Origin of the sequence: Haliea sp., from assembly GCF_040222615.1 — a bacterium.
GTDB lineage: Bacteria > Pseudomonadota > Gammaproteobacteria > Pseudomonadales > Halieaceae > Haliea.
Genome location: NZ_JAVKCQ010000186.1, coordinates 16068 through 32869 on the forward strand (window position 1 = coordinate 16068; position 16802 = coordinate 32869).

16 protein-coding genes are annotated in these 16802 nt (G+C 63.6%); 7 read left to right on the forward strand and 9 right to left on the reverse strand.

What is annotated here, in order from left to right:
* The first annotated feature begins 10 nt into the window (after positions 1–10).
* Positions 11–3475, forward strand: a complete 3465-nt coding sequence (gene mfd / locus RJQ10_RS15015; RefSeq protein WP_350148037.1) for a transcription-repair coupling factor — start codon at positions 11–13, stop codon at positions 3473–3475.
* Positions 3475–4602 carry a CsiV family protein gene (locus tag RJQ10_RS15020; RefSeq protein ID WP_350148039.1) on the forward strand — a complete coding sequence of 376 codons (1128 nt, stop codon included), beginning with the start codon at positions 3475–3477 and terminating at the stop codon, positions 4600–4602. Before mfd ends, RJQ10_RS15020 begins: the two co-directional genes overlap by 1 nt.
* On the opposite strand, the gene RJQ10_RS15025 is transcribed toward RJQ10_RS15020, so the two are convergent.
* Positions 4544–5305: an S-methyl-5'-thioinosine phosphorylase gene (locus tag RJQ10_RS15025; protein WP_350148041.1), complete on the reverse strand. Its 762-nt coding sequence runs from the start codon at positions 5303–5305 to the stop codon at positions 4544–4546. The genes RJQ10_RS15020 and RJQ10_RS15025 overlap by 59 nt on opposite strands.
* Positions 5302–6417 (reverse strand): mechanosensitive ion channel family protein, encoded by a 1116-nt coding sequence (locus tag RJQ10_RS15030; RefSeq protein ID WP_350148042.1) that lies wholly within the window; start codon positions 6415–6417, stop codon positions 5302–5304. Before RJQ10_RS15030 ends, RJQ10_RS15025 begins: the two co-directional genes overlap by 4 nt.
* Positions 6418–6678: 261 nt before the next feature.
* On the opposite strand from RJQ10_RS15030, the gene RJQ10_RS15035 reads away from it, so the two are divergent.
* Together RJQ10_RS15035 and lexA are read left to right on the forward strand one after the other, a co-directional pair.
* Positions 6679–6996 carry a DUF6763 family protein gene (locus RJQ10_RS15035; protein ID WP_350148044.1) on the forward strand — a complete coding sequence of 106 codons (318 nt, stop codon included), beginning with the start codon at positions 6679–6681 and terminating at the stop codon, positions 6994–6996.
* A gap of 72 nt (positions 6997–7068) precedes the next feature.
* Positions 7069–7671, forward strand: coding sequence for a transcriptional repressor LexA (gene lexA, locus RJQ10_RS15040; RefSeq protein WP_350148046.1), 603 nt, complete (start codon positions 7069–7071; stop codon positions 7669–7671).
* A gap of 31 nt (positions 7672–7702) precedes the next feature.
* Here lexA and RJQ10_RS15045 read toward each other — a convergent pair whose 3' ends face one another.
* The 3 genes from RJQ10_RS15045 to RJQ10_RS15055 all read right to left on the reverse strand — a co-directional run bounded on the left by RJQ10_RS15045 (position 7703) and on the right by RJQ10_RS15055 (position 11431).
* Complete coding sequence (locus RJQ10_RS15045) at positions 7703–8167, reverse strand: DUF6586 family protein (RefSeq protein WP_350148048.1); 465 nt, start codon at positions 8165–8167, stop codon at positions 7703–7705.
* Positions 8164–10887 (reverse strand): type I DNA topoisomerase, encoded by a 2724-nt coding sequence (topA, locus tag RJQ10_RS15050; RefSeq protein WP_350148050.1) that lies wholly within the window; start codon positions 10885–10887, stop codon positions 8164–8166. Before topA ends, RJQ10_RS15045 begins: the two co-directional genes overlap by 4 nt.
* A gap of 91 nt (positions 10888–10978) precedes the next feature.
* The gene (locus RJQ10_RS15055; protein ID WP_350148052.1) at positions 10979–11431 is read right to left on the reverse strand and encodes a hypothetical protein; all 453 of its coding nucleotides are present in this window, start codon (positions 11429–11431) and stop codon (positions 10979–10981) included.
* A gap of 128 nt (positions 11432–11559) precedes the next feature.
* Between RJQ10_RS15055 and RJQ10_RS15060 the strand changes: the two genes are divergently transcribed.
* On the forward strand, positions 11560–12006 hold the full coding sequence (locus RJQ10_RS15060; protein WP_350148054.1) for a universal stress protein: 447 nt from the start codon (positions 11560–11562) through the stop codon (positions 12004–12006).
* A gap of 83 nt (positions 12007–12089) precedes the next feature.
* Here the strand turns inward: RJQ10_RS15060 and RJQ10_RS15065 are convergent, their stop codons facing one another.
* The gene (locus tag RJQ10_RS15065) at positions 12090–12323 is read right to left on the reverse strand and encodes a glutaredoxin family protein (RefSeq protein WP_350148056.1); all 234 of its coding nucleotides are present in this window, start codon (positions 12321–12323) and stop codon (positions 12090–12092) included.
* Positions 12324–12494: 171 nt separating this feature from the next.
* Here RJQ10_RS15065 and RJQ10_RS15070 point away from each other — a divergent pair, with 171 nt between their 5' ends.
* Both RJQ10_RS15070 and RJQ10_RS15075 read left to right on the forward strand, forming a co-directional pair.
* Complete coding sequence (locus RJQ10_RS15070; RefSeq protein ID WP_350148058.1) at positions 12495–13400, forward strand: IclR family transcriptional regulator; 906 nt, start codon at positions 12495–12497, stop codon at positions 13398–13400.
* A gap of 4 nt (positions 13401–13404) precedes the next feature.
* Complete coding sequence (locus tag RJQ10_RS15075; RefSeq protein ID WP_350148060.1) at positions 13405–14199, forward strand: TrmH family RNA methyltransferase; 795 nt, start codon at positions 13405–13407, stop codon at positions 14197–14199.
* Here RJQ10_RS15075 and RJQ10_RS15080 read toward each other — a convergent pair.
* From RJQ10_RS15080 to RJQ10_RS15090, 3 genes are all read right to left on the reverse strand, one after another.
* Complete coding sequence (locus RJQ10_RS15080) at positions 14184–15359, reverse strand: vWA domain-containing protein (protein ID WP_350148061.1); 1176 nt, start codon at positions 15357–15359, stop codon at positions 14184–14186. The genes RJQ10_RS15075 and RJQ10_RS15080 overlap by 16 nt on opposite strands.
* A 4-nt stretch (positions 15360–15363) precedes the next feature.
* Complete coding sequence (locus tag RJQ10_RS15085) at positions 15364–16209, reverse strand: AAA family ATPase (RefSeq protein WP_350148063.1); 846 nt, start codon at positions 16207–16209, stop codon at positions 15364–15366.
* Between the two features lie 61 nt (positions 16210–16270).
* On the reverse strand, positions 16271–16802 hold a 532-nt coding region (locus RJQ10_RS15090), incomplete at its 5' end, for a hypothetical protein (protein ID WP_350148065.1).

The window sequence follows — 16802 nt, forward strand, 5'->3', positions numbered from 1 at the left end:
CCGGTCATCCATGTTCACACCCCTGCTCGCAAGCACCCCCTGGCCCGCCAAGCCCGGCAGCCGCACCGCCATGGGCCCCTTCCATGGCTGCGCCGAAGCCCGCTGCATCGCCGAACTGGCTCGCCCGGGGGAGCTGCTGCTGGTGATCACTGCGGACACCAGCTCCGCCCTGGCACTGGAGCGGGAGTTGCCCTTCTTCCTCGGCGAGGACATTGCCATCCTCGCCTTTCCAGACTGGGAGACCCTGCCCTACGACAATTTCTCTCCACACCAGGATATTGTCTCGGAGCGCCTGCAGACCCTGTACCGGCTGCCCAGCCTGGCGGCTGGCATCCTCATCGTGCCGGTGCCAACACTGATGCACCGGCTGGCCCCTGCGTCCTATATCGCCGGTTCCAGCCTGGTGCTGGAACCCGGCCAGACCCTGGACCGGGACAGTTTCAGTCGCAATCTGCAGCGCAACGGTTACCACAACGTCGATACGGTCTACGAGCACGGCGAGTTCGCCCTGCGTGGCTCTCTGCTGGACATCTTCCCCATGGGCAGCGAGCTGCCGTTCCGGGTGGACCTGCTGGACGACGAGGTCGACAGCCTGCGCACCTTCAGCCCCGAAACCCAGCGCACCATCGAAAAGGTCGAGGGCATCAACCTGCTCCCGGCCCGGGAATACCCCCTCAACCGCGCTGCGATCGACCGCTTCCGCCTGAACTGGTACGACGCCTTCGATGTCGACCACGATGCCTGCCCGGTGTATTCCGAGGTCAGCGCCGGACGCTCCCCGGGAGGTTGTGAATACTATCTGCCGCTGTTTTTCGAGCACTGCGCCACCCTGTTCGACTACCTGCCCGAGGGCACGCCGGTCATTGCCATTGGCGACCACTACCAGGCCGCCCAGCGCTTCTGGGAAGACGCCAGTCATCGCTACAGTGAATACGGGATCGACCCGCGCCGCCCCCTGCTGCCTCCCGCCCGCTGTTTTACCCCGGTTGAAGAGCTGTACCAGTTGCTGGGGGCCTGCCCGGTGCTGGAGTTGCGGCGGAATCCGGATGCCCCGGTGCATGTGGCCAGCCCGTCACAAACCCTACCGGACCTCGCGCCGGAGGGCTCCAGGCAGACCCCGGCCGACCGCTTGCAGCAGTTCCTGGGGCGCCACCCGGGGCCTGTGCTGCTCTGCGCCGAATCCGCTGGCCGCCGCGAGGTGTTGCTGGAGACCCTGTCCGCGCACCAGCTGGAACCGCCGGAAGTGGCCAACTGGGCAGACTTCCTCGCCTCGGGGCTGGCGTTTGCGATCGCCACTGCCCCGATTGATCGCGGCATGTATTTCGGACCCGATGCTCCGGCTCTGGTCTGCGAGGCTCAGCTGTTCGGCAACCGCGTTGCCCAGCGCCGACGCCGGGGCAAGGCTGACGAAACCAGCGCCCAGAATGTTTTCCGGGACATCAACGAGCTGCGCGAAGGTGTGCCGGTGGTGCACCTGGAGCACGGCGTGGGCCGCTACCTGGGCCTGCAGACCCTGCAGGTGGACGGCGCCGACAACGAATTCCTGGCGCTGGAATACGCCCAGGGCAGCAAGCTCTATGTGCCGGTGGCATCCCTGCACCTGGTGAGCCGCTACGCCGGCAGTGATCCGGACCTGGCGCCACTGCACAAGCTGGGTTCGGACCAGTGGGAAAAGGCGCGACGCAAGGCGACAGAAAAAGCCAGCGACGTGGCCGCCCAGTTGCTGGAGGTCTACGCCCGGCGGGAGGCCCGGCAGGGCTACTGCTTTGAGCTTCCGACCATGGAATATGAACAGTTCGCCGCCAGCTTCCCCTTCGAGGAGACCGCCGACCAGGCCGCTGCCATTGAGGCGGTAATCGCCGACATGACCAGCCCGCGGGTCATGGACCGCCTGGTCTGTGGCGACGTCGGCTTTGGCAAGACGGAAGTGGCAATGCGTGCAGCCTTTATCGCCGCCCGCAACGGCAAGCAGGTGGCGGTACTGGTTCCCACTACCCTTCTCGCACGCCAGCACCACAACTCCTTTGCCGACCGTTTTGCCGACTGGCCGCTGACAGTGGAGGTGGTGTCGCGCTTCAAGTCCGCGAAAGAACTGGAGGCTGTAACCGCCCGGGTCGCCAGGGGCGAGGTCGACATCCTCGTGGGTACCCACAAGCTGTTATCCAGGGATTTCCAGTTCCGCGACCTGGGCCTGCTGATCATCGACGAGGAGCACCGCTTCGGGGTGAAGCAGAAGGAGGCGATCAAGGCCCTGCGCGCCGAGGTGGACATCCTCACCCTGACTGCCACGCCCATCCCCCGTACGCTCAACATGGCCCTCGGGGGCATGCGCGATCTCTCGGTCATCGCCACCCCGCCGGCGCGGCGACTGTCGATCAAAACCTTTGTCCGCGAACACAATATCGCCCTCATCCGCGAGGCCGTACTGCGGGAGACCCTGCGCGGGGGGCAGGTGTACTACCTGCACAACGAAGTCCGCACCATCGAGGAGACCGCGCGCAAACTGCGGGAACTGCTGCCGGACCTGTCGATTGCGGTGGCTCATGGGCAGATGCAGGAGAGCCAGCTGGAGCAGGTGATGTCGTCGTTCTACCACCAGCGCCACCATATCCTGCTGTGCACCACTATTATCGAGACCGGCATCGATATCCCCAATGCCAACACCATCATCATCGAACGCGCGGACAAGTTCGGTCTGGCACAGTTGCACCAGCTGCGCGGCCGGGTGGGGCGCTCGCATCACCAGGCCTACGCCTATCTCCTGTGCCCGCCGCGCTCGGTGATTACCCCGGATGCGGAGAAACGGCTGGAGGCGATCGAGGCCGCCGGGGATCTGGGCGCCGGGTACTTGCTGGCCACCCATGACCTGGAGATCCGCGGCGCCGGAGAACTGCTCGGCGACGAGCAGAGCGGCCAGATCCAGAGCGTCGGTTTCGCGCTCTATATGCGCATGCTGGAGCGGGCGGTGGCGGCCCTGCGCCGCGGCGAAATTCCCGACGCGGATACGCCCCTGGACAGCGGCACCGAGATCAACCTGCACATGCCGGCGCTGATCCCCGAAGACTACCTGCCCGACATCAATACCCGCCTGATCCTCTACAAGCGCATCGCCGCGGCGGCGGACGAACAGGCGCTGCGCGCTATCCAGGTCGAGATGATCGACCGCTTTGGCCTGTTGCCGCAGCAGGTGAAAAACCTGGTGCAGGTTGCGCGCCTGCGCATTCGCGCCGAGACCCTGGGCATCGCCGGCATTGAGGTTGGCCCGGCCGGTGGTAATATCGATTTCCGGGAATCCACGCGGGTCAATCCGTTGAGCCTGGTCAAGCTGGTACAGACCGACCCCAAGGGCTACCAGCTCGCCGGAGCCATGCGTCTGCGTTTCAAGCGCAGCCTGGATGCGCCAGAACAGCGCCAGCAGTTTGCGGACCAGCTGCTGGACACCTTTACCGCCGATGCCACGGAAGATGCCGCCTGATGATCCAGTTTCCCGCCCGCGCCCTGACAGCACTCATCGCCGCCCTGCCCCTGCTGCCCCTGCACGCGCAGGAGGATCAGGGTTGGTACCAGGTCGAACTGCTGGTAGTGGCCCACACTGATCCCGCTGCCCAGCGCGCCGAGCGCTGGGACCCGCTGCCCGCACTGTCCTATCCGGAACAGCTGCGCTTCCTGATCGACCCGCAGCGCCTGCAGGCCAACCTGGATAATACGGATCGGGCAGACTACAGCGAGGTGGATGCCCAGGGACGCCAGCGCATACACCTGCAGTCACAGTGGCCAGTGGCTGAGGGGCCAATTGCCGGCAACGCGGACACGCTCGGGCCAGGCGCAGCCCCCGCAGACGGAGACACCGGGGCCCCCGGCATGGTTGACACTCCGCCCGGCGAATACGCCGCCGAGGGGGAGCGTCCCGGGGCGGAGGCCGAACCGGCGGTGCTGGACGAACCGCCACGCCTGCCCACACCCTTCGTGCAATTGCCCGCCAGCGCCCGGGAATTCCGCGGCAAGGCCGCCTACATGGAGCGCAACGGGCCCTACCGCGTCCTGTTTCACGAAGTCTGGTGGCAGCCGATCGGGAACCAGCGCGCCGCGCTGCCTCTGGTGCTGGACCGCTCCGGCGACACGGCCAGCTATCCGCCACTGCAGGGTACCGTTACCCTGTACCGCTCCCGCTTCCTGCACCTGGAAACCAACCTCTGGCTGAACACGGAGGGCAGTTACCTGCCGGGCAACTGGCGGATGCCCGCCCCGCCGCTGGCCCCCGCTTCGCTGGAACTGGTGGAACCGCCGCTGCTGCAAGCAGAGCTGGAGGAAGCTCTCGAGTTCGACGGTATGTACGACCCTTCCTGGGACCAAATCGAAAATGCGGCGGACGAAGGAGTGGGAGCGGCAACCGCCTACCCCTGGCGCCACGCCGTGCTGCTGCAGCAGCAGCGGCGCATGCGCTCCAGCGAGGTGCACTACATCGACCACCCGTTGCTGGGCGTCGTGATCAAACTCACTCCGCTGACTCCGGAGGCCCTGCAGGAAGCGGACTACGACACCGCTATACGGCAGCTTCTGCAGAAGACAGAGCCGACAACAGGGTCTCCAGCAGTGTTCTGACCACACCGGCTTCGCGCTCCAGGATCTGGCGCATCATGTCCAGTGTCAGGGGCAGGTCGCCAAGGCCGGCTGCAGGGTTCACCACCATGCAGACACAGGCATAGGCCATGCCCAGCTCCCGGGCCAGGGCGGCCTCGGGCATCCCGGTCATTCCCACCACGTCACAGCCGTCGCCGGCCAGGCGCCGCACTTCGGCGGCGGTCTCCAGCCGCGGCCCCTGGGTGACGGCGTGGACGCCGAAGGGTTCGTGGGCGATCCCCGCGGTCTCGGCGGCCTGCACCAGCGCCAGCCGCAACGGGCGGTCGTAGGGTTCGGTAAAGTCGATATGCTGCAGGCTGCCGCTGCTGCCATCGTCGAAGCTGTGCTCCCGGCCCCAGGTGTAGTCGACAAGCTGGTCCGGGATAACCAGGCGCCCGGGCTGCATGTCCGGGCTGATGCCTCCCACCGCGTTGATCGCCACCAGTCGTCGCACGCCCAGAGTGTGCAGGGCACTGATGTTGGCGCGGTAATTGATGAGATGCGGGGGAATCACCTTGGGGCTGCCGTGGCGATGCAGGAAAAACAGCGCTTCTTCCCCGAGCCGCCCCTCCTGAATCGGCCGCGACGGCGCACCGAAGGGGGTGTCGGCGGCGTGTTCGCGGACGATGCAGAGCCCCTGCAATTGTTCGATACCGGTACCGCCGATGATGCCGATAGTGCTCATTGCTGTTTCCCCGGGCCGGCAGCCAGGGCCTCGGGCTGGACCTGTTCCACGTGAAGGGTGCGGGTGGGAAAGGCGACATCGGCGCCGTGGGCGTGAATAATTTCGAGAATCTGCAACAGGACATCCTGCTTGATCTGGTGAAACTCCACCCACACCGTGGTGCGGGTAAACGTATAGACGAAGAAGTCCAGTGACGATGGGCCGAAGGCGGTGAAATTGACAATGAGGGTCCGCCCGAGGTCAATGTCCGGGTGCTTTTCCAGCATACTCCGCACATCCTCAATGATGCCCGCCATCTTGCCCGCATCCTGGTACCGGATACCGATGGTTTCGAAGATGCGCCGGTTGAACATCCGGGACGGGTTTTCTACCGCAATCTGGGTGAACACCGCATTGGGGACATAGAGAGGCCGCTGGTCGAACGTGCGGATACGGGTCAGACGCCAGCCAATATCCTCCACGGTGCCCTCGATATTGCGGTCCGGGGAGCGGATCCAGTCGCCGGGACTGAAGGGTCGGTCCAGGTAGATCCCCAGGCCACCGAAGAAATTCGCCAGCAGGTCCTTGGCAGCAAAGCCCACCGCAATTCCACCGATACCGCCAAAGGCGAGCAGGCCGGACACCGACACACCTACGCTTTGCAGGGCCATCAGGCCGCCGATAATGAGGAGGATGATACGCAGCAGTTTGGCGGTGGAGTGCACCGCCGCCTTGTCGGTGGATGCCTTGTGGCCGCGAGCAGGGTCCAGCAACTCTTCCTCGGCGCCGGAGATCAGTCGGTGCAGGAACCACACCAGCAAAAGCACGAGGGCGGTGTCGTAGGCCAACAGCAGCGTGCCCTGTACGGCTTCCGTCACCGGGAATACCGTCATCAGCAACATCAGCACCACCACCCACAACACCACCCGCAGGGGGCGCTCCAAAGCGGTCACGAACACATCATCCCAGCGGTTGCTGCTGTGCAGGGCAACGCGGTGCAGGCGCCGCAACAGTACTCCGAGGGCCAGGTGAATGAGGCCCCCTGCCACGACAATGGCGCCGGCGGCGGCCAGCGGGGAGTCCAGCCCATAGTTGGCAAGCATCTGGCTCAGCGATTCCTCAGCGACTTCCACGGTGCGACAAACTCCAGCCCAGGTGTGTTTAGACAATTTTCTTATTTAGGAAACGAGCACGCTTCGAGTTCAAGTATAACAGCGACGGCCGGACATCAGGCCATTATCGCGAGAATGGCGCAAGCAACTGAAATGCGGAAAGAAAACCAGAGGGCTGCAAAAAACGCTATTTCAATCGGCTTTTTTAGACTCATAACACATAATGGACAGCGGGGACTGACATGATATGTTGGGCATTCACGCTACTGAGGGGAGAGGGAAATGAAAATGCTGAGCCCCGTTGTCGGCGGGTGGTACAAGGACCTGGAGGCGAACATCCTGTTTGAAGTCGTCGCCTGGGACGAAGCCAGCCTGACCATTGAAACCCAGTACCTGGACGGCGAGGTCGCGGAGTACGACCTGGATGTGTGGCGCATGATGCCACTGGAGCGCGCTGCCGCCCCGGAAGACTGGCGCTCGCCCTTCGAACTCGACGATGACGACGGACTGGACCCCGACCTGCCCTTCCACCCGGAGGACTGGAACAACCCCGTCAGCCTGATTGAGCCGGACACCATGTACGGCGTCGAGGACTATTGACACTACCTTGTGGTCGCCGCGCATTACTGTATATAATCCCAGTCACTGTATATATACACAGATGGACTGGTTATGGAAAAGCTTACGCAACGGCAGCAGCAGGTGCTGGATATCATCCGCCAGCATATCGACCAGACCGGTTACCCCCCGACCCGGGCAGACATCGCCAATGAGCTGGGCTTCAAGTCCGCCAATGCGGCCGAAGAGCACCTCAAGGCCCTGGCCCGCAAAGGCGCGATAGAAATCATCGCCGGCGCCTCGCGCGGCATCCGGCTGCCAGACAATCCAGGAATCCCGATTATCGGCCGGGTCGCCGCCGGCAGCCCGCTACTGGCGGCGGAACACATCGAGGACTACTGCGCCCTCCCTGCGGACTTCTTCAAGCCCGCGGCGGACTACTTTCTGCGGGTTCATGGCGACAGCATGCAGGACATCGGTATTCTGGATGGCGACCTGCTGGCGGTGCACCGCACGAGCGAGGCCCGCAATGGTGACGTCGTGGTGGCGCGCATCGAAGACGAAGTGACGGTAAAACGCTTCCGCCGTGGCGGTAGCAAGCATGTCGTGGAACTGCTGCCGGAAAACGCGGACTACGAACCGATCCGCGTGGATTTGCGCGAGCAGGCCTTCGCCATAGAGGGCTTGAGCGTCGGAGTGCTGCGCAGGGGCGCCTGACAAGCCCCACTGAGAGCCCTCCCCCGGGGGGTTAGCACTCGTCCAGGAAATTCCCCATGCGGGCAAAAGCATCATCCAGTTGCCGGGCCTGGGCTTCCAGACTGTCTGGATCCGGGACAGCGACTGCCTGCGCGGCGAGGCTGGTGCTGTTGCGCCGCGCCGTCGCGGCCTCCGGCTCCCGCACCAGTTCGGCCAGCCAACCCTCCCTTTCGAGGCGGGCGAACTCCGCAATCTCTGCGGGCAGCGCCTTTCCCGGGGCTACCGGTGGCAGCGACGCCACCGTATGGGGCGGCGCCCCGGGCAATTGCGCCGGTTTCTGCAGGTCCAGTAAAAACCAGCCGTAGGCATCGAGCAGGTGACTGCGAACAGCCGGCCCAAAAGCCTGGGCAAGGACACTGGCGGGTATGTCCTCGGCGGCCAGATCGCGACGCCAGGCCGCCATCAGCACCCTGGCGAGGTACAGGTAGTGATTGGCCTGGCCGCGAGGAGAGCTCATGACTTCTTGCGCGCTGCCTTGCGTTTGGGCGCCGCCTTCTTCTTCCGTGCCGGAGCTTTCTTGCCGGCCTTCGCTGAAGCCGAGCCCGCTGCCCTGCCCTCTTCAACCTGCCAGGCACCACCCCGGTATACGGCGCGCCAGCCGGTGGGCTTGCCATCCTGTTCCGTCATCACATACTGTTCCGCCGCCTTGCGGCTGTAGCGGATCTGGCTGCGGTTACCGTCCGGATCCGCTGTGGGAGCGCTGAACAGGAAGCTGTACTTGGGATCGATCTCGCTCTTGTGGGGCAGCAATTCGTCGACAAAGGGCGCCCGCGTCTCACGATTCCGGGGGAACTGGCTGGCAGCGAGGAACAGGCCCGCAGCACCGTCGCGCAACACATAGTGGTCCTCGACTTTCTCACAGGCCAGTTCCGGCATCGGTACCGGATCCATTTTCGGCGGTGCGGCCTCGCCGTTCCGCAGCAGTTTGCGGGTGTTCTTGCAGGTCTCTGAGGTACAGCCGAAATACTTGCCAAAACGGCCGTTCTTGAGCTGCATCTCCGCGCCGCATTTGTCGCATTCCAGGACCGGGCCATCGTAGCCCTTGATCTTGAACTTGCCCTGCTCGACCTCGTAGCCCGGACAGTCGGGGTTGTTGCCGCAGACGTGCAGCTTGCGCTGCTCGTCTATCAGGTAACTGTCCATGGCGGCATTGCACAGCTTGCACCGGTGCTTGCTCCGCAACAGCCTCGATTCCGCCTCATCGTCCGCATCCTCGCGGATCGCTTCGTCCCCGGGGGTCAGGTTGATGGTGTTCTTGCAGCGCTCCTTGGGCGGCAGCGCGTAGCCGGAACAGCCGAGGAAGACCCCGGTACTGGCGGTGCGGATCTGCATTGGCCGTCCACACTTGCTGCAGGGAATATCCGTGGGGGTGGGCTCGTTGGGCTGCATGCCAACCGGCTCCTGCTCCTCGGCCTTCTCCAGCAACTGGCGAAAGTCGGCATAGAACCGGTCCAGCAGTGCGCGCCAATCGAGCTCGCCCTGGGCGACCTCGTCCAGGTGCTCTTCCATGCTCGCGGTAAACCCGTAGTCGAGCAGTTCCTGGAAGCTGTTCTGCAGGCGCTGGGTGACGATGTCGCCCATTTTTTCCGCGTAGAAGCGCTTGTTTTCCAGCCGCACATAGCCCCGGTCCTGAATGGTGGAGATAATCGAGGCGTAGGTTGAGGGGCGACCGATACCGCGCTTCTCCAGCTCACGCACCAGGCTGGCTTCGCCGTAGCGCGGTGATGGCTTGGTAAAGTGCTGGGCCGGCTCCAGCGCCTGCAGGCTCAGGCTGTTGCCCTGCTGGATGTCGGGCAGCACCTCGTCTTCGCCCTTGCGGCCGCCCGCACCCTGTACCCGGGTGTAACCGTCGAAGCGGATGATACGCCCCTTCGCAGCCAGTTCGTAATCACCCGCGCTGACCGTGATCGTGGTGGCGGTGTATTCCGCGGGCGTCATCTGGCAGGCCACGAACTGGCGCCAGATCATCTCGTAGAGGCGCTCCGCATCGCGCTCCATGCCCTGTAAGCTCGACTGCAGCAGATTCACATCGGAAGGCCGGATCGCCTCGTGGGCCTCCTGGGCGCCCTCCTTGCTGCTGTAGCGATTGGCCGTCTCCGGCAGGTAGGCAGCGGAAAAATTGGCGCCGATATAGTCGCGGCAGGCCGTGACTGCCTCATTGCTGAGATTGGTCGAATCGGTACGCATGTAGGTGATGTAACCCGCCTCGTACAGCCGCTGGGCCATCATCATGGTCTTTTTCACCGAGAAACCGAGCCGGGTGCTGGCGGCCTGCTGCAGGGTGGAAGTGATAAAGGGCGCGGGCGCCTTGGAGCGGGTCGGCTTGTCCTCCCGCTGGCTCACCACATAGGGCAGCTGTTCCAGTTCCGTGGTCGCCGCCCGGGTGTCCGCCTCATTGTCCGGACGGAAGTTCTCGCCGCGGTGTTTGCGCACCTGGAAGCGGACACTGTCCTCCCCCTGCGGCAGCAGATCGGCGTGGACTTCCCAGTATTCCTCCGGCACGAAGGCGCGGATCTCCCGTTCCCGCTCCACGATCAGGCGAACTGCCACGGACTGCACCCGGCCCGCGGAAAGACCCCGGGCCACCTTGGCCCAGAGCAGCGGCGACACCATGTAACCCACAACCCGGTCGAGGAAGCGCCGTGCCTGCTGGGCGTTGACCCGGTTCTGGTCCAGGTGTGAGGGGTGTTCAAAGGCTTCGCCGATGGCCTTCTTGGTAATCTCGTTGAACACCACGCGCTGGTAGCGGGAATCGTCGCCGCCGATGGCCTCGCGCAGGTGCCAGGCGATGGCTTCCCCCTCGCGGTCGAGGTCGGTGGCGAGATAGATGGCGTCGCTGTTCGCCGCCAGCTTGCGCAGCTCGGCGACCACTTTCTCCTTGCCCGGGAGAATCTGGTAGGAGGCTTTCCAGCCGTGCTCCGGATCTATGCCCATGCGCCGCACCAGCTGCTCGCGAGACTTCCTTTTCCTGTGCTCGGCTTTTTCCTCCGGGGACAGCTTGCGGGTAATCGCGGCCTGCGCCGCGCGTTCCTTGGGATCGACCGGTTCAGCGCTGCCGGCAGTGGGCAGATCGCGAATGTGGCCGACGCTGGACTTGACGATAAAATCCGGGCCCAGGTACTTGTTGATGGTTTTCGCCTTGGCGGGCGACTCTACGATGACCAGTGATTTACCCATAATCTCCTGCAAAACGTCACTGATGGTGTAGCGTGTGCGGATCACCATCGGACCGAAAAGGTGGCATATATAAGGGTCCAGACCTCCCGGGTCAAGGAATCTGTTCTGCCCACGCCAGCAAAATGCCGTGAATCTCCCCTACCGTAGCGGTATCTCCCTGCTCTTGCCAGTAGACTCCACAGCTGCCTTCATCCAGGCTGGCGCCGAGAATATCCGGGCTGCAGGCCAGCAGTGGTCCGGGTACCGGCGTGCGTGCACCCGTCGCGGCCGGCAGCCACTCCCCGTCGCGCTGCAGCCAGGCGCCGCGCCGGCTGCCGCGCCCTTTCGACGGCGCCAGCCGGCGACCGTAATAAATCACATCCTGCTGCGCCTGCGGCGCCCTGCCCGCTGCCGTACCCGGCAGCGACCGGAACTCGACAAACAGCCCCGCCAGGGCCGCGGCCTCACGCAGGGCCGCCTGGCGTCGCTGCCGCTTGCTGGGCAGGAAATGGGTCAGCGGTGCCAGCGCGACCACGATAATGAATGCAATCAGCAGATAATTCACCGGCAGGTCCCTGACGCAGGTCAACGATGGAGTTAAAGTGGGCAGCGACTGCCTGGGCGCACGTTGCCTGGGCGGCATTGTATGCTATAACAGAGCCTGAATTCTCTGGCACACTGTGGGGGTTGTGAATGTCCAATTACAAGAAACTGATTATCGCCGTTGACCTGAGTGAAGATTCCGCCGCGGTGGCGGAAAGCGCGAAGGGCCTGATTGCAGGCACCGGCGCCGAACTGCACCTGATACATGTGATCGAGCCCCTGAGCTTTGCCTATGGCGGCGACATTCCCATGGATTTTTCCGGAATCCAGGACGAAATCCACCAGCAGGCCGCGCAACAGCTGGGCCGCTTTGGCGAGCAGTACGGTATCGCCCCCGAGCGCCAGCACATCGTGCTCGGCCGGCCGGAAGTGGAAATCCACAGCAAAGCCGAGGAAATTGGCGCCGACCTGATTGTTGTCGGCAGCCACGGCCGCTACGGCCTGGCGCTGTTGATGGGCTCAACTGCCAACGGTGTCCTGCACGGCGCAACCTGTGACGTGCTGGCCGTGCGGGTTGGCTCCAAGAAAAAATCCTGAGCACAGCAGCGAGCGGCCGCTCCCGGGCGGGCGGCCAATGGGCTCCAGTGCCGAGGCGGACCGGGCCCGGCGGGACCCGGCGCCTAGCGGCCCGGCCCGGCCAGAAAGGCGGCGAGCTGGGCGGGGCCGAAGGGCCAGCCCAGCTCCTCGCCGTCACGGCGCTTGAGCACGGGAATCCGCAGGCCGTAATCCGCCAACAAATCCTCCGAATCGCTGATATCCACCTTGATGTAGTCCCCGGCAAGACCTTCAAGCCCGGCCTGCAACAAAAGCAGCTCGGCCTGCTCGCAAAGATGACAGGCACTGGTCCCGTACAAGATCGGCTGGTCCTGACAAAGCTCTGGCACCGACGCGCTCCCTGTTGTTTAATGCCCGTCGCGTGTAATTATCGGCGGGCCCGATAGCATTGCGGTCGTTACCGACCGGAGGTTATGATCAGGCGGTACAGCATTCTGAACCGCGTAATAGCTAAGCCTGGAGTACCTGACGTGGCACTGTTTTCCCAACCAACCGCTCGCGCGCTGGCGATACTCGACCTGCTGATGGCCAATCCGCAGCAGGCCTTTGGCCTCACGGAAATGACCCGGCGCCTGAACCTGAACAAGGCAACCTGCCACGCCATCCTCACCACCATGTCAAATTACGGCTTCCTGGTCCAGCACCCGAAAACCAAAGCCTACCGCCTGGGGCCGTCCATTGTAGCCGCCGGCAACGCCGCCTTCGCACAATTTCCGGTACTGGAGTACGCGCGCCCGGAGCTGGAGAGCCTGAACAGCGATCTCGGACTGGGTTTCGCCGTGACCGCCCGCTCCAAGCTGCACCAGGTCCTGCTGGCGCTGTACGGCAACGCCACGCCGCTGATGGACTCCTTCCAGCTCGGCCTGCGCTTGCCCAACACCGCCCCCATCGCCGCCTGTTTCACCGCATTTTCGCCTGCCAAGCAGCTGGAAGCCTGGCTGACACGGGCCCATGAGTCCCGTGGCGGCTACAACGAGCGCCTGGACCAGAAGCTCAGGGTTTCAGTCATCGCCATCCGCGCCCGCGGTTTCGAGGTCACTCTCAAAACCCGGGCGGAGGAAGAGCTGACCCGGGAGCTGACCCGCATCCACCAGGCCTGGAGCCTGGAGGAACTGGAAAAGGCCACCAACAAATACCAGCAGGACGCCTGCCTGGAGCACTACCATCTGGACCGGATCGATCCCAAAGCCCGCTACGAGGTGAGCACCATCGCGGTGCCGGTTTTTGTCTACCGTCAGGTGCCGGTGATGTGCTTCGTCGCCGGCTCCATCACCGGGCCGATCACCGGTGCGCAGATCGAGGATATCGCCGGGCGCATGAAGCAGTCTGCTGACCGGGTCACCCGTCTCGCCAGCGGCCACGAACACAGCGTCTGACGCCTTGGCCATCGGTAGCGACTACGCCGCGCGCAAGGCGTTCTTCGACCGTGTGCTGACGGTCTACGGGCGCAAGCCGGTACTGGAAGCGCTGCTGGACCCCGCCCTCTCCATTCATGCCCTGCATATCGCGGACAGCAACCGCGACGGTGGCGTAATGGGAGAGATTCTGCGGGAGGCAAACCGCCGCGGCATTAGCCCCCGCTACCACGCCAGGGCAGAATTGGCGCGCATATCCCGCAACGGCCGCCAGGACCAGGGAGTCGCCGCCGACGTTCATTGCCCGGCGTTCCGCAGGCTGGAGGATTTTCTCGGGAATTTGCCCGCATCGCCACCGCAGCGCCTGCTGGCACTGGACGGCATTACCAACCCGCAGAACCTGGGAATGATTATCCGCTCTGCTGCTGCCGGGAACATCGACGGCATTGTGCTGGCCAGGCGCGGCAATGCGGCGCTGGGGCCGCTGGTGATCAAGGCCAGTGCCGGCACCGTGTACCGGGCACCGCTGCTGGCCTGCGAGGACCTGTCGAAAGCGCTAAAAGCCTGCAAAACCGCTGGTTTCAGTGTCTGTAGCCTGCGCGCCGACGCCCGCCAAAGCCTGTTCAGCTACCGCCCCCCGGCACACTGTGTGTATGTACTGGGCAATGAGACCGACGGGGTATCTGCCGCCACTGATGCCCTGGCCGACGTGGCCCTGGCGATCCCGATGCGCAACGGCGTCGAGTCGCTGAACGTGGCGGTGACCGCCAGCCTGATCGCCTTTGCCGGTTGTTTCGAAACCGGCTACTTGGACAGGTAGCTCATCGCCTCCTCAAGACCGCGCAGAGTCAGGGGATACATGTGGCCGTCGACCAGCTTGTGGGTCATGGCAGTGGACTGGGTGTATTCCCATTCTTCCTTCGGCACCGGGTTGATCCAGATGAGCTTTTCGTAGGTCTGGCGCAGGCGCCGCATCCAGACCTCGCCGGCCTCCTCGTTCCAGTGTTCTACCGAGCCCCCGGGCTGGGCGATCTCGTAGGGTGACATGGCGGCGTCGCCGATAAAGATCACCTTGTAGTCGTGGCTGTACTTGTGCATCACGTCAAGCAGCGGCAAGCGCTCATTGTGCCGGCGCACGTTGTTGCGCCACACGCTTTCGTAGATGAAATTGTGGAAGTAGAAGTATTCCATGTGTTTGAATTCGGTGCGCGCTGCCGAGAACAGCTCTTCGCAGACCCGCACGTGCGGGTCCATGGAGCCGCCCACGTCGAAGAACAGCAGCACCTTCACCGCATTGTGTCGCTCCGGGACCATCTTGATGTCCAGCAGGCCGGCGTTGCGGGCAGTGGAGCGAATGGTATCGTCAAGGTCGAGTTCGTCCGCCGCGCCGGTACGGGCAAACTTGCGCAGCCGCCGCAGGGCGACCTTGATGTTGCGGGTACCGAGTTCGACGCTGTCATCGAGGTTCCGGAATTCGCGTTTGTCCCAGACTTTAACCGCCTTGCGATTGCCGCCATTGGGCCCCACCCGTATCCCTTCGGGGTGGTATCCCTGCTGCCCGAAGGGCGAGGTGCCGCCAGTGCCGATCCATTTATTGCCGCCCTGATGGCGCTTCTTCTGCTCCTCCAGGCGCTTCTTGAACTCCTCGATCAGCTTTTCGAGGCCGCCGAGGGATTCAATCCTGGCCCTGTCCTCCTCCGACAACTGCTTCATGAACTCGGCGCGCAACCAGTCATCGGGAATCATCGCCTCGATGACGTCGTCGAGGGCTTCCAGATCCTTGAAGTGCAGGCCAAATGCACGGTCGAAGCGATCGAAATATTTCTCGTCCTTGACCATGCAGGTGCGACTGAAGTAGTAAAAATCGTCGATGGAGCCGAAGGCCACGTGCTGTTCCAGGCCCGCCAGCAAGTCCAGCAACTCGCGGGTTGTCACCGGGACGCCGGCATCGCGCAGGCCGTGGAAGAAATTGACCAGCATGGAGTTAGCGGGTTTCCCGGCGGTGCATGAACGCGAGGCGCTCCAGCAGGTGCACATCCTGCTCGTTCTTCAGCAGCGCACCGTACAGGGGCGGTATGGCCTTGCTGGCATCGCGGTTTTTGAGTACTTCGTCGGGTATATCATCGGCCAGGATCAGCTTCAGCCAGTCGATAAGCTCGGAGGTGGAAGGCTTTTTCTTCAGGCCGGGTATCGAGCGCAAATCGAAGAAAACTTCCATCGCTTCCTGCACCAGGGCCTGGGCAATGCCCGGGTGGTGCACGTCGATGATCTTGCGCATGGTGTCGCGGTCAGGAAAGTTGATGAAGTGGAAAAAGCAGCGGCGCAGGAAGGCGTCCGGCAGTTCCTTTTCGTTGTTGCTGGTGATGATGATGATGGGGCGCTGCTTAGCCTTGATGGTCTCGCCGGTTTCGTAGACGAAGAACTCCATCCGGTCCAGCTCCACCAGCAGGTCGTTGGGGAACTCGATGTCGGCCTTGTCCACCTCGTCAATGAGCAGCACCACCTGCTCCTCGGACTCGAAGGCCTCCCAGAGCTTGCCTTTCTTGATGTAATTGGCGATGTCCTGAACCTTGGCGTCGCCAAGCTGGGAGTCGCGCAGGCGCGATACCGCGTCGTATTCATACAGGCCCTGCTGGGCCTTGGTGGTGGACTTGATATGCCATTGAATCAGGCGCTTGCCGAGGCCCAGGGCCACCTCCTCTGCCAGCATGGTTTTACCGGTGCCGGGTTCACCCTTGATCAGCAGCGGCCGCTGCAGGGTAACGGCGGCGTTCACCGCCATCCGCAGGTCGTCCGTGGCAACGTAGCGTTCGGTTCCCTCAAATTTCATAGTCAGTCCATCACAGCTCAAAAAGGAAAGCGGACAAGGGTAGCGATGGCGACGGAGCTAATCAAGGCGATTTGTCGCCGTCAACATCCGCACGCATGCCGCGCACCGCCGGGTCCGCAGGTGTTCCCTGGGCCTGCTCGAAGCGGCGCTGCCAAATCGCCAGCTTGCGGCGCCGGCGCCGCCAGTAGATAAGGGTCCCGGCCAGGATTGCCACCAGCACTATTCCCGCCAGGCTCAGGGCGGGCCCCCTGAGATCTTCTTCCGGTATTTCCGGTGGCCGGGTACTGATGCTGGGCGCCGCAGCCGGGGCAATCACCTCAACATACAGTGGCAGCTCCCGCTGCAGCGTCTCACCCTTCATCTCCACCAGCAGCTGATAGCGGCCACCGCGCTCAAAGGCGGGGATGGTCACCCGATACTCACCTGTCACCGGCAGCGGATAGCTGCCTGTCACATCGATGGTTTCGCGGAAATTGTCAGGGCCGGTAATCAGCACGTTGATGGCAAACAGCTGCATCAGTTCCTGACTGGTGATGACTTCGCCGCTGTCGCGCAGGCGAATCCCCAGCTCGGTGACCCTGCCCGCCGGCAGG

Excerpts from the sequence above, each read along its gene's own strand:
- RJQ10_RS15020 (WP_350148039.1), top strand. The coding sequence starts at position 3,475 with ATGATCCAGTTTCCCGCCCGCGCCCTGACAGCACTCATCGCCGCCCTG.
- topA (WP_350148050.1), bottom strand. The coding sequence starts at position 10,887 with ATGGGTAAATCACTGGTCATCGTAGAGTCGCCCGCCAAGGCGAAAACC.
- RJQ10_RS15035 (WP_350148044.1), top strand. The coding sequence starts at position 6,679 with ATGAAAATGCTGAGCCCCGTTGTCGGCGGGTGGTACAAGGACCTGGAG.
- lexA (WP_350148046.1), top strand. The coding sequence starts at position 7,069 with ATGGAAAAGCTTACGCAACGGCAGCAGCAGGTGCTGGATATCATCCGC.
- RJQ10_RS15085 (WP_350148063.1), bottom strand. The coding sequence starts at position 16,209 with ATGAAATTTGAGGGAACCGAACGCTACGTTGCCACGGACGACCTGCGG.
- RJQ10_RS15060 (WP_350148054.1), top strand. The coding sequence starts at position 11,560 with ATGTCCAATTACAAGAAACTGATTATCGCCGTTGACCTGAGTGAAGAT.
- RJQ10_RS15045 (WP_350148048.1), bottom strand. The coding sequence starts at position 8,167 with ATGAGCTCTCCTCGCGGCCAGGCCAATCACTACCTGTACCTCGCCAGG.
- RJQ10_RS15080 (WP_350148061.1), bottom strand. The coding sequence starts at position 15,359 with ATGCTGGTCAATTTCTTCCACGGCCTGCGCGATGCCGGCGTCCCGGTG.
- mfd (WP_350148037.1), top strand. The coding sequence starts at position 11 with ATGTTCACACCCCTGCTCGCAAGCACCCCCTGGCCCGCCAAGCCCGGC.
- RJQ10_RS15025 (WP_350148041.1), bottom strand. The coding sequence starts at position 5,305 with ATGAGCACTATCGGCATCATCGGCGGTACCGGTATCGAACAATTGCAG.